We start from the raw sequence: 12,153 nt of genomic DNA on the forward strand, positions 1-12,153 counted from the left end.
AAAAGATTAAAAGAGGGATCGCCCCTCTTTTTTCGTGGAAAGGAAGAATTGATGAAACTCATCTGGAAAACGACGATCCAATATAAAAAACTGCTCCTGATCAATTTTATCTCTGTGTTTGGATTCGCTTTGGCTGAACTAGGCATTCCGACATTGATCGCTCAAATGATCGACAGAGGAGTCAATCAAAAAGATCCAGCGACTCTGCGCTCCGATTTTATGATCATTTTGATCATCGCTTTTTTAGGCGTGCTTGGCACCTCGATCTTAGCTTTCACCTCCACACGGATCTCCACCAATGTCACCTACGATTTAAGAAAAAAGATCTTTGATCATTCGATGGGATTTTCTCATAGCGAAATGGAAAAATTTGGTATCGCCAGCATGATCACCCGCACCAACAATGACGCCTACCAGATCATGCTCTTCTTGAACACCATTTTAAGAAGCGCGATGATAGCGCCAGTCATGATGATCGTTTGCGCGATCTTGATCATCAAGACTTCGCTGCCGCTCTCCTCGATCATTTTTGTTACGATCCCGATCATCATCTTTGGCGTAATCTATTTTGCGAAAGTGACCGCTCCAATTTCTGAAAAACAACAAAAAGCGCTTGATTCGATCAACCGCATCCTGCGTGAAAATATGTCCGGGATCCGTGTGATCCGCTCATTCAACAAAGAAAAGGAAGAAGAAGCACGCTTTCAAAAAGAAAACGCCTGGTACACTTCTTTGAGCACGCGCTTATTCAAATGGATGTCTTGCTCCGAGCCCGTTTTCTTCTTTTTGATGAATCTCGCATCGGTCTTGATCTACTATTTCGCTTCGATCATGATCTCAAACTACACGCTACAAATTGGACAGCTGATCGCTTTGACCGAATATTTATTCCACGCCATGATGTCGGTCCTAGTCTTCTGCATGGTTTTCATGATGTATCCTCGAGCCAACGTATCCGCTAAACGGATCCAAGAAGTGCTCGATACAAAAATAAGTATCCAGGACCAAGGAGAGAAAAGCTTAAAGGAGGTCAACGAACTCACTTTCTCACACGTATCCTTTCACTACACAGGCGGCGAAGAGAAGGTGCTCGATGATCTGTCGTTCACGATCAAAAAAGGTGAAAAACTCGCCGTGATCGGCTCGACAGGATCGGGAAAAAGCACGCTCGTCAAATTGATCCCCCGCTTTTATGAACCAACCAAAGGCGAGATCTTGATCAACGACATCAATTATGAGCAATACGATCTGCATTCACTACGGAAACAGATCGCCTTCATGTTCCAAAAACCACATATTTTTAAAGGAACGATCCGTGAAAATATCTCTTTTGGAAGAAGCGACGCAAGTCGTGAAGAAATCGAAGAAGCCGCCACTTTAGCGCAAGCTAGATCTTTCATCCTAGAAAAAGGAGATGGATTCGAAGAAGAGATCGATGAAGAGGGAGCCAATCTTTCAGGGGGACAAAAACAAAGACTCTCGATCGCAAGAGCTCTGCTGAAACAAGCGAGCATCAATATTTACGATGATTCTTTCAGCGCGCTGGACTTTAAAACAGACGCTATGCTTCGAAAAGCGATCGAACCCCTTCAAAAAGATTCGATCTTCATCATCGTCGCCCAACGCGTAGGAACGATCCTGGATGCTGATCATATCCTCGTTCTCAACGAAGGAAAGCAAGTCGGATTTGGAAGGCACGAAGAACTTTTAAAGACATGCCCGATCTATAAAGAGATCGTCTTATCGCAAATCAGCGAAGAGGAGGTGGAAAAGTATGTCCAAAAAACTGCGCTTTCGTGAATGCCTCGAACATCTTTATCCGTATTTAAAACGACATCAGCTTAAATTGTGGATCGGACTTTTTCTTGTCGTGCTCATGCAAGTGATCTACGCCATCATGCCCAGCGTAGAAGGACAGATCACAAGCCAACTTCAATACGATATTATGTACCGCGACTCGCACATCCAGATGGATAAGATCGTTCATATTCTAGGGATCTTGCTTTGCATCTTTTTTGTGAAGATCACCTCTCAATTCGTTTCCGCTTTTTTCTTGACGGACTCGATTCAAAAGACGATGGAGGATATTCGACAAAGCGTTCAAGCCAAGATCAACCATTTGCCGGTCCAATATTTCGATCAACAAGAAACGGGAGATCTTCTTTCCAGGATCACCAACGATGTTGAAACGCTCTCCAACGCCCTCCAACAAACGCTCTCCCGTGTGATCGGAGCCGTATGTACCTTTTTCTTCGTGTCGTTTATGATGTTTCGGATCAATTTGACGATGACTTTGATCGTCTATTTGGCGCTTCCGTTGATCGCTTTGATCTCTTTTGGCTTGATCAAGCGTTCCCAGCCACTCTTTGACGCCCAGCAACAGTCGCTTTCGATTTTAAGTTCAAGTGTCAACGAGCTCTACAGCGGATTTGATGAGATCATGGCATACAACCAACAAGAGCAAGCAAAAAAAAGCTTCGATATCGCCAATGATGAAATGCGTAAAACCGGATTTCGGGCCCAATTCGCCTCCGGACTCATTTCGCCTTCGACTTCGCTAGTCACCTATATCACGATCGGCTGCGTTGCGTGGTATGGCTGCTTGCAAGTGTTGAGCGGAACGATTTTATTAGGAGAGCTTCAAGCTTTTATTCGATATATTTGGAATATCAACGATCCGATCGCGCAGCTATCCCAGCTCTCTTCGGCTGTTCAATCCGCATTTTCCGCGATGAACCGTCTATTTACTTTTTTAGCGATGGATGAACTTGAGGACAAAGAAGAGCTCGTTTTGATCCATGAAGTGGATACGATCGAATTCGATCACGTCCGCTTTGGTTATGGCGAAGAAGATTTGATGTCTGACATCTCATTTCAAGTTCATCGAGGCGAGCGGGTAGCGATCGTAGGACCTACTGGAGCGGGGAAGACGACATTGACCAATTTATTGCTTCGCTTTTACGATGTAAAAGAGGGATCGATCAAGATCAACGGAATCGATATTCGACAATTTTCCTATCATCAGCTCCGTGACCTGTTCGGACTTGTTTTACAAGATACATGGCTTTTTGAAGGAAGCATTTTCGAGAATTTAAAATATGGAAATCCAAAAGCCGATATGAGCGATGTCGTGAAAGCCAGCAAACAAGCCAATGTGCATCATTATATCCATACACTAAAAGGCGGATATGAGTCGATGATCAATGAGTCTGGATCCAATATTTCTCAAGGCGAAAAGCAGCTTTTAACGATCGCAAGGGCTCTGCTCAAAGATCCGCAGATCTTGATCTTGGACGAGGCGACAAGTTCAGTCGATACCCGGCTTGAAGCGCGCCTACAAGCGGCCATGGAAGAGGTGATGAAGAAAAGAACGAGTTTTGTGATCGCGCACCGACTTTCGACGATCGTTAATGCGGATCTGATCTTAGTGATGGAGCATGGAAAGATCATCGAAACAGGAAGACACGAAGAACTGCTCGCAAAAAAGGGCGCCTACTACACCTTGTACAACGCCCAATTTTCACAACAATAACTCTTTTCTCAAGAAAGCACTTTCGCCGCGTAGGAGCAAGCCGGGATGATCGTAAAACCAAGCTGTCTAGCTTTGTCGGCGACCATCAGCACGAGCTCTTTGGCAATACCGCGTCCGCCAAATTCTCTTTGCACTTCCGTATGCGTGATGATCCAATGATTTCCATCGACTTGATATTGACACAAGCCGACGAGCTGACCATCGTTGTACGCAGCGGAACGACTTTTCGTGCCCTCAAATACATAATTTATCATATCGGTCTCCTCTTTTTTCTAGTCTTATTGTACGCGAAGAAAGGCTTGGAAAAGATCGATTTGCTCAAAACAAATGAGGTTGAATTTGGGTATTTCGTGTGATAGACTAGTGGAAATGGCGATGAGTAAGAGGAGTATTTCTGTTCTTTTTTAAAGAGAGTTTTCGTTTGGTGCAAGAAAACAAAAAGGCGGAAAGAAGGTAGCTTATGAGCCGTTCTCTGAGCTGAGTAAGAGAATCCGTGTTCCGCGTTAAGGATCAAAGGCATTTGTTTTCGAATGCGAATTAAGGTGGTACCACGGCTAGCACGTCCTTAGGGATGTGCTTTTTTTTATAGAAAGGACAAGAAAATGTTAGAAACGAAATATGATCACAAAAAAGTCGAAGCAGACCGTTATCAAGACTGGATCCAAAAAGGCTATTTTACAGCAGGCGATTTGAGCAAAAAGCCATACTGCATCGTCATACCGCCACCCAATGTTACAGGAAAGCTCCATCTAGGACACGCGTGGGATACGACGATCCAAGATATTTTATCTCGCTACAAACGGCTACAAGGATTTGATGTTCTTTGGCTTCCGGGAATGGATCATGCCGGCATAGCGACCCAAGCCAAAGTCGACGCCCGCCTAAAAGAAGAGGGAATTTCCCGCTACGACATCGGCCGCGAAAAGTTTTTGGAACGAGCATGGGCGTGGAAAGAAGAATACGCTTCTACGATCCGCAAACAATGGGCCAAACTCGGCTTGTCTCTTGATTACACTCGCGAGAGATTCACGATGGATGAAGGCTTGAGCGAAGCGGTCAAACAAGTGTTTGTCGATCTCTATAACGATGGCTTGATCTATCAAGGAGAGAGGATCATCAACTGGGATCCAGAAGCGATGACCGCTCTATCCAATATCGAAGTCGAACATAAAGAAATCATGGGCTATATGTACTATTTCAAATACAAAGTCCAAGAAACAGGCGATACGCTGATCATCGCTACGACCAGGCCAGAAACGATGTTCGCCGACCAAGCGATCTTCGTCCATCCCGATGATACGCGTTATACCCATTTAGTTGGTAAACATGCGATCAATCCGGCCAATGGAGAAGAGCTGCCGATCATGGCGGATGATTATATCGACATGGATTTCGGGACAGCCGTGATGAAATGTACGCCAGCGCATGATCCTAACGATTTTCAGCTCGCGAAAAAATACAATTTGAAAATGCCGATCTGTATGAATCCAGATGGAACGATGAACGCTCTGGCTGGTAAATACGAAGGCATGTACCGCTTCGAGTGCCGAAAAGCGCTTGTGGAAGATTTCGAAAAAGCAGGTGTCGTCGATCATATCGAAGAACATCCACACCAAGTTGGACATTCGGAACGCACAGGTGCGATCGTAGAACCGTATCTTTCCAAACAATGGTTCGTTAAAATGAAACCTCTTGCCGAAGAGGTCCTCAAAAACCAAAATGGCGAGCAAAAGATCAGCTTCGTTCCTAGCCGCTTCAACCATACGTTTGAGCAATGGCTCGAGAACATCGAAGACTGGTGCATCTCCCGTCAATTGTGGTGGGGACACCGTATCCCGGCATGGACCAACCAAGACACAAAGGAGATCTACGTCGGGAAAGAAGCCCCAACAGAAGGGAAGTGGATCCAAGATGAGGATGTCCTCGATACGTGGTTCTCTTCTGCACTTTGGCCATTTTCTACGTTAGGCTGGCCAGAAAAAACAGCCGATCTAGAACGGTATTTTCCAAACGATGTTCTCGTGACAGGCTATGACATCATCTTTTTCTGGGTCGCGCGAATGGCGTTCCAAACTCGCTATATCATGAAAAACCGTCCTTTTAAGGATGTACTGATCCATGGATTGATCCGAGACAATCAAGGAAGAAAAATGTCAAAATCGCTAGGCAATGGTGTCGATCCGATGGATGTGATCGATCAAAAGGGCGCCGACGCTTTGCGCTTCTTCTTGACGACCAACTCCGCCCCTGGATTGGATCTGCGCTATGACGAAACGAAGATCGACGCTTCTTGGAACTTCATCAACAAGATCTGGAACGCTTCTCGCTACGTATTGATGCAGTTGGATGAAAATAATACTTCGTTCTCGAAAGAAGACTTGTCGATGGCGGATAAGTGGATCCTAGAAAAGCTCAATGAAACGATCAAAAGCGTCCGCCTCAATATGGATCGCTATGAGCTCTCGATCGCGGGAAACGAGCTCTATGACTTTATTTGGAATGATTTCTGTTCCTGGTATATCGAACTTTCGAAGCCGGCTCTCAAAAGCGAAAACAAGAAAGAAGCAGAGACGACAAAAGCCGTATTAGCGTATGTCCTTAAAAACATCTTGATCCTTTTATCTCCATTCACGCCATTTATCGCGGAAGAGATCTATTTGCAGCTGCCAGGCCATAAACAATCGATCAACCAAGAAAACTGGCCAGAACTTATCGAACTTGATTATTCTCTGGATGAAAAAGAACAAATGGAAATGCTCATCTCGGCAATTCAGGCTGTTCGCGAGATCAAGAACGAATACCATCTCAAGCCAAGTGCCGAGCTGTGGATCACATTGAAAACCCAAGATGGAGAGCTCGCCAAACTTGATGAGCACTTAAAAACGCTTCTTTCCGGAATGGCCCACGCGAGCATTGCTGACGATCTGCATACCGACGATGTATTGCAGCGTACGATCTCTCACGCCCTTCTTGAAGTGGCGATGAACGAGCTGATCGATCTTGAAGAAGAAAAAGCCAAATGGGAAAAAGAGATCAAAAAACTGAACGGAGAAGTGATGCGAGGCGAAAAAATGTTGTCAAATCCAAATTTTGTCAACAAAGCGCCAGCTCAAAAAGTCGAAGCCGAGAGCAAAAAATTAAAAACATATCAAGAACAGCTTCAGATCGCCCAAGACGCCTTAGCTCAAATCATGGAGAAAATGCATGGATAAGAACGGCGAAGCTTCTACGCTCGATCTTCTTTTAACGGTTCTTGCCAGGGTCAGAAAAATATGGAAAGACGAGCTCTCCGTCTATCCGTATTTAAAAGCGCGGGACTTGACGATATTAGATTGGGTGTATCACTCTAAAAGTCCGATTACGATGCAGGATCTCGCGACCCATTTACACGTCTCACCCGCTGCTGTGACCCAAATGGTCGCCAATTATGAAAAGCGGGGTCTGCTTCAAAAAGTTCCTAGTCAGATTGATCATCGAATGAATACACTCCAGCTCCATCCTGAGCTTGTCAAACGCATCGAAGGACAAAGACAACTCCTAAAAAAACAGCTTGAAAACTTCGAAGCCTTTACAGACCATGAATTTGATTTGAACAAGCTTTTAAGCAAGCTCGCCGAGTTTTTCGAGCAAGAAGATGAAAAAACAGATCCTCGACCTTAAAAGCACGAAGGAGCCGATGAAAGAGCTGTGCGTGCTTCTTAAGATCGATGAAAAAAGCATCCACGATCCACGTACGATTTTTTTAGAAGAGTATGATCCGATCGTGATCGAGGTACGGCATCGAAAAGAAGGGATGGAACGATTTCCTGAATTCACAGATTATTTAGAAGAGCTTTCTCAGAAATCGAAAACAGTCTTTATTATTTGGGGAGCGAAAGAAGAAGAAAGCCGGATCATGGAAGAATTGAGGCAAGGGTAAAAATATGAAGAATGTCATAGAATGGATCAAAAAACTCAATAAGAATAAAAAATTCAAGTTGATCATCTCGCTAGGAATGGTGATCATCAGCGCGCTTTTGCAAGTCTATATTCTGCAAGTGTTCATGGCACCATGCGATCTGATTTCTGGCGGATTTACTGGAATCGCGTTGTTTATGAACAAGGCGCTCAAGCTCATTCACATTGATTTCTCGACTTCGCTTGGAATCTTGTTGCTCAATATTCCAGCCGCGCTCTTGTGTGTCAAAGGGATCTCGAAACGCTTTGTTTTTTTGAGCTCTGTACAATTCACGCTCGTATCGCTCCTATTACAAAGCCTAGAATTCAAACCATTTTTTGATGATATGGTCCTTAATATTTTATTTGGCGGTGTCTTATGGGGCTTTTCGATCTCGCTTGCCTTGCGGGCTGGGGGATCGACGGGAGGAACCGACTTTATCGCGCAATATGTTTCCAACAAGATCCATAAAGGGATCTGGGATTATGTCTTTTATTTCAACTGCGTCATGTATGTTTGTTATGGATTTATGTTCGGATGGATCCATGCCGGATATTCGATCATCTTTCAGTTTTTATCGACAAAGACGATCTCATCGCTCTATCAACGATACGAACAAATGACGATCGAGTTCACGACTTCGCATCCGCAAAAAGTCATCGACGCCTTCATGCTCTCGTGTCGACATGGGATGAGCGTGATTGAAGCGTATGGAGCGTATTCGAATAAAAAGTTTTACATCTGCAAGACTGTCGTCAACTCCTATCAAGCGCGTGATGTGATCGAAGTCGTGCGTCAAGCCGATCCTAAAGTCATCGTCAATACGTATAAAACAGCCAACTTTTACGGCAACTTTTATCAACCGCCTCTCGATTAAAAAAAAGAGCGCGAGCGCTCTTAGAAAAATAGAGAAGCGATCATACCGCTTAGAACAGCGATGATCCATAAGATCAAGGCGATCGTCAAGATCGTCTTTTTCTTTTCCCCATATTGGAACAAGACTAGAAAACCAAGACCAGCATTCGTGATCAAGCCAGCAAGAAGCGAGCCAAAACTCAATTGACCTAGCGCGAAAAGCTGACATAATACAACAGTCGCCGCACAGTTTGGAATGAAGCCAAAAATCGACGCGAGAATCGGCTGCCATATGCTGTTTGTCAATAAGAACTTGGATAAGGTCGCCTCGCCGACGACATGAATCAAGATCGTAAAGACGAAAGTGACGATAAAGATAAAGAGATAGATTTTCACGCTCCGAATGAGCGCCGAGAGCCAAAGTGGATATTGCGGATAGCAACAAGGACAGCTCGATGCCGCCTGTTCATCCTCATCCCATTCCTCATCCTCTTCTTCCTCCATATCTTCAAAGCGTGCGATCTTTTGATGCTTGAAAATCAAACGATCCACAAAATAACCGGCAATGATCGCGATCAAGAACTTGCACACCAAGAGCAAACCGAGCGTTCCAAATAAGCGGGGCTCGGAAAGCAGGATTGGGATCGCTTCATCGCTGGTCGCGATAAAGACAGCCAATAAAGTCCCGATCGTAATGTTGTTCTGGACAAAAAGCATCGCCGCTAAGATCGAAAAGCCGCATTGCGGGATCAAGCCGATCAGAGCCCCGATCAAAGGACCATACTTTTGTAGAGCGAAAAACAAAGAATCGTCTTGATTGTCCTTTCGCTCGAAATACTCAATGATGCAATAGGCAATATATAATAATGGGAGCATGAGCCATGTGTCTTCAAAAGCATGATGCACCCCTTCTAGAATAAGTTCCAAGATATCCCTCCTCGTGCCAATTTTAGAGGCTCAAAGCCAAAAAAGCAAAAAAGAAGCTTTCGCTTCTTCTATTCGATAATCCCTGTTTCATCGTTGATTTCAATGTTTTTCTTTTCTAGCATGATCTGGGAGAGGTCTTTTAATGACGCATACAGCAAAGCGAAGATCGGAACCCCTAAGAACATGCCGATCACGCCAAAAAGCGAACCCCCGATCGTGACTGAAAACAAGATCCAGAATCCGGAAATGCCAAGTTTATCCCCTAAGATCACTGGCTTGAGGATATTGCCATCGATCTGTTGCAGTACCAAAATGAAGATCGCGAAGATCAGGGATTGCCACGGGTTGATCAGCAACAAGATCACGATCACCGGGATCGCTCCTAAAAATGGGCCAAAGATCGGAATGACATTGGTCACCCCTACGATAAAGCCGATCATCGGCGCATACGGAAAGCGCAGCAAAAGCATCACAAAATAACAGACGATCCCAACGATAAAGGAATCGAGCAAATTGCCGACGATATATTGCTCGAATACAGTTTTGGCGTCATGAGAAAACAAGGTCAAATAGTTGGCGATCTCTTTGGAAAAGATCGAGTAGTTGATCTTCTTGACAGCGCGGACGAGCGATTCTTTATCGAGCAAGATATAGAAAGCGGCCGCGATCGCGATGATGATATTCATGAGTTCTTTCACGAAACCAAACGAGAAATCGGCGATCTTCGGGATATAGTTCTTGATCCAAACGGAAATGCTTGGCAGCAAGTCGAGCTCGCTGAACCATTGTTCGATCGTTTCGGTCGAGATCTGTAAGTTTTTCGCTAAAAGCTCTAAATACGATTGGAGCGTGCTCGAATACTCTTGCACATTGCCCATGAATGTTTTAAGCGAATCGACAAGAGAAGGAACGACCATGCTCACGACCAATACGAACAAGCCGATCGCTAAAACGAAGATCACGATCTCCGATAAGATCCGCTTCGCGCTCGTTGGCAGCTTTGTTTTTCCCAGCACTTTTTCTTCAAAAGTCATAACGGGCTGATTTAATATAAAGGCGATCGCAAACCCAAGGATAAAAGGAAATAAAATATGAAAAAGCCGGCCGATGATCGAAAGGACACCATCAAAGCGGCTGATCAAAACAAACACGAGGATCGCGATCACAAGAGATGAAGAATACACGATGATCTTTCGGCGCATCTCTTTGGTGACTTCTATATGCATTTTAACCTCCACTTCTTTCCAAAATATAGTAGCATATTTTTTCGAAGAATGAACATTACGGACAATGGGATAGAAAAAAAGAATAAAACAAGCTACAATGCAAAGTATGGAAGCTATTTATCAAGGAACGATCTCATGCAAAGCGATCATTGAAGAAGCCAAAAGCGAACCGATCGCCCTCTATGTCGATCCTCTTAAAAAAACAAAAGATATCGCCTACATCATCGCCATCGCCAAACAAAAAAAGATTCCCGTCCTCTATAAAACAAGAAAAGAGCTCGATGCGCTCGCCTCTTCAAAGAGCCATGGCGGCATCGTTTTGAAAGCCAGGCCAAGAAGTTTACCTACGCTTTCAACACTTTCAAAAAAAGAAGGCATGCTTTTTTATGTAGAAGGAGTCGAAGATCCTTATAATCTAGGCAGTATTTGCCGAACGCTGTATGCAGCGGGCTGCAATCTGCTTATCCTGCCAAAACGCGATTGGACTAACGCCTATAGTACGATCTTAAAAGCAAGCGCTGGCGCATTTGAGCGATTAGAGATCGCGATGGCTAGCGAAAAAGAAGTCGTCGCTTATTTGCAGGAGCACCAAATTCCTTTATATTGCGCCTATCGGAACAATGCCCTTTCGATGGCTTCGTTCAGCTATGAAAAAACGAACTGTATCGCAATCGGTGGCGCGCTTCGCGGCCTTTCTAGGACGATCTTAGAAGCGAGCGATCAAAATTTATATATTGAATATGGACGGGAGTTCCGCAATGCTTTAGATAGCGCAAGCGCCGTAGCCGTATTCGCTTTCGATGAATTGAGCAAGGAGAAAAAAAATGAGAACCAATCAAGAAAAACTAGTTAAGATCGCAGTGTCTGGCACAGTCGATCATCCTCGTATCGGAGGGTATCGAGTTGGATACGATGGAAAAGGAAGGATCCCGATCGGAACAGGCGGGATCGTCTATTCGCATGCGATCGGCGATTCTTGCATGGATGTCGTTGGCGATCATATCGAACCTGGCATCTCTTTAGCCAATCCAAGTCCGAAAGAAAACCACGCCTTGGAGACTTTCGCTTGTCTAGGTAATGAAGTCAAAGTGCTCAGCGGCCCAAAAAAAGGAGAAAAAGGCTATGTGACTGGCACGCATGGAGGAATCGATCATACGATGGTCTACTTTCCAAAGGAAGTGCTGGAGGAAATGGATGGCAATGAAACCTTTTTAGTCAAGGCTTTCGGACAAGGTTTGAAGCTTCTCGACTACCCTAGCATCTATATGATGAATATCGATCCGAATCTGCTTGAAAAAATGCCGATCCAAGAACGAGAGGATCATATCGTTTGGCCAGTGGTCACGATCGTGCCTGCGTATTTGATGGGCTCTGGTCTAGGCTCTTCGACATTGATGGAAGGCGATTACGATATCATGACCCAGGATCCTAAAGCCAATGAACGCTTTGGATTAAACGATCTGCGCTTTGGCGATTTTGTCGCGATCCAGGATCATGACTGCACCTATGGACCAAACTATCAAGAAGGCGCTGTGAGCATCGGCGTGATCGTTCATTCCGATTCCTTTACGAGCGGACATGGACCTGGGGTGATGGTTGTCGCCACAAGCAAAGAGGGAAAGATCGAGCCGATCATCGATCACGAAGCCAACTTAAAGAAGTATATGGAACAATAA

Annotated in this window: 11 protein-coding genes and 1 other annotated feature; of the genes, 8 read left to right on the forward strand and 3 right to left on the reverse strand. The window is 44.7% G+C overall.

Annotated features, from left to right (window positions below; translation table 11 throughout):
• Positions 1-51: 51 nt before the first annotated feature.
• Positions 52-1,800, forward strand: a complete 1,749-nt coding sequence (locus BO225_RS05135; RefSeq protein ID WP_076341200.1) for an ABC transporter ATP-binding protein — start codon at positions 52-54, stop codon at positions 1,798-1,800.
• A complete protein-coding gene (locus BO225_RS05140) occupies positions 1,775-3,532 on the forward strand; it encodes an ABC transporter ATP-binding protein (RefSeq protein ID WP_076341201.1) in 1,758 nt (585 codons plus the stop codon). The genes BO225_RS05135 and BO225_RS05140 overlap by 26 nt, the downstream gene beginning before the upstream one ends.
• 8 nt (positions 3,533-3,540) lie before the next feature.
• Here BO225_RS05140 and BO225_RS05145 read toward each other — a convergent pair whose 3' ends face one another.
• Positions 3,541-3,786: a GNAT family N-acetyltransferase gene (locus BO225_RS05145; RefSeq protein ID WP_076341202.1), complete on the reverse strand. Its 246-nt coding sequence runs from the start codon at positions 3,784-3,786 to the stop codon at positions 3,541-3,543.
• A gap of 112 nt (positions 3,787-3,898) precedes the next feature.
• Positions 3,899-4,102, forward strand: a binding site (T-box leader).
• Positions 4,103-4,134: 32 nt separating this feature from the next.
• Between BO225_RS05145 and BO225_RS05150 the strand changes: the two genes are divergently transcribed.
• Genes BO225_RS05150 through BO225_RS05165 form a run of 4 tightly spaced genes read left to right on the forward strand, consistent with a single transcriptional unit; the run spans position 4,135 to position 8,346 of the window.
• Positions 4,135-6,744 (forward strand): valine--tRNA ligase, encoded by a 2,610-nt coding sequence (locus BO225_RS05150; protein WP_076341203.1) that lies wholly within the window; start codon positions 4,135-4,137, stop codon positions 6,742-6,744.
• A complete protein-coding gene (locus BO225_RS05155) occupies positions 6,737-7,192 on the forward strand; it encodes a MarR family winged helix-turn-helix transcriptional regulator (protein ID WP_076341204.1) in 456 nt (151 codons plus the stop codon). The genes BO225_RS05150 and BO225_RS05155 overlap by 8 nt, the downstream gene beginning before the upstream one ends.
• Complete coding sequence (locus BO225_RS05160) at positions 7,167-7,451, forward strand: hypothetical protein (RefSeq protein WP_076341205.1); 285 nt, start codon at positions 7,167-7,169, stop codon at positions 7,449-7,451. The genes BO225_RS05155 and BO225_RS05160 overlap by 26 nt, the downstream gene beginning before the upstream one ends.
• A gap of 4 nt (positions 7,452-7,455) precedes the next feature.
• The gene (locus tag BO225_RS05165; protein WP_076341206.1) at positions 7,456-8,346 is read left to right on the forward strand and encodes a YitT family protein; all 891 of its coding nucleotides are present in this window, start codon (positions 7,456-7,458) and stop codon (positions 8,344-8,346) included.
• Between the two features lie 20 nt (positions 8,347-8,366).
• Here BO225_RS05165 and BO225_RS05170 read toward each other — a convergent pair whose 3' ends face one another.
• Together BO225_RS05170 and BO225_RS05175 are read right to left on the reverse strand one after the other, a co-directional pair.
• On the reverse strand, positions 8,367-9,251 hold the full coding sequence (locus BO225_RS05170; RefSeq protein WP_076341207.1) for a putative manganese transporter: 885 nt from the start codon (positions 9,249-9,251) through the stop codon (positions 8,367-8,369).
• A 68-nt stretch (positions 9,252-9,319) separates the two neighbouring features.
• On the reverse strand, positions 9,320-10,477 hold the full coding sequence (locus BO225_RS05175; protein ID WP_076341208.1) for an AI-2E family transporter: 1,158 nt from the start codon (positions 10,475-10,477) through the stop codon (positions 9,320-9,322).
• Positions 10,478-10,583: 106 nt separating this feature from the next.
• Here BO225_RS05175 and BO225_RS05180 point away from each other — a divergent pair, with 106 nt between their 5' ends.
• Both BO225_RS05180 and BO225_RS05185 read left to right on the forward strand, forming a co-directional pair.
• A complete protein-coding gene (locus BO225_RS05180) occupies positions 10,584-11,330 on the forward strand; it encodes an SPOUT family RNA methyltransferase (RefSeq protein WP_076341209.1) in 747 nt (248 codons plus the stop codon).
• Positions 11,302-12,153: a DUF4438 domain-containing protein gene (locus BO225_RS05185; protein WP_076341210.1), complete on the forward strand. Its 852-nt coding sequence runs from the start codon at positions 11,302-11,304 to the stop codon at positions 12,151-12,153. The genes BO225_RS05180 and BO225_RS05185 overlap by 29 nt, the downstream gene beginning before the upstream one ends.

The organism is Dubosiella newyorkensis (assembly GCF_001945605.1).
In the GTDB taxonomy this organism is placed as follows: Bacteria; Bacillota_I; Bacilli_A; order Erysipelotrichales; family Erysipelotrichaceae; genus Dubosiella; species Dubosiella newyorkensis.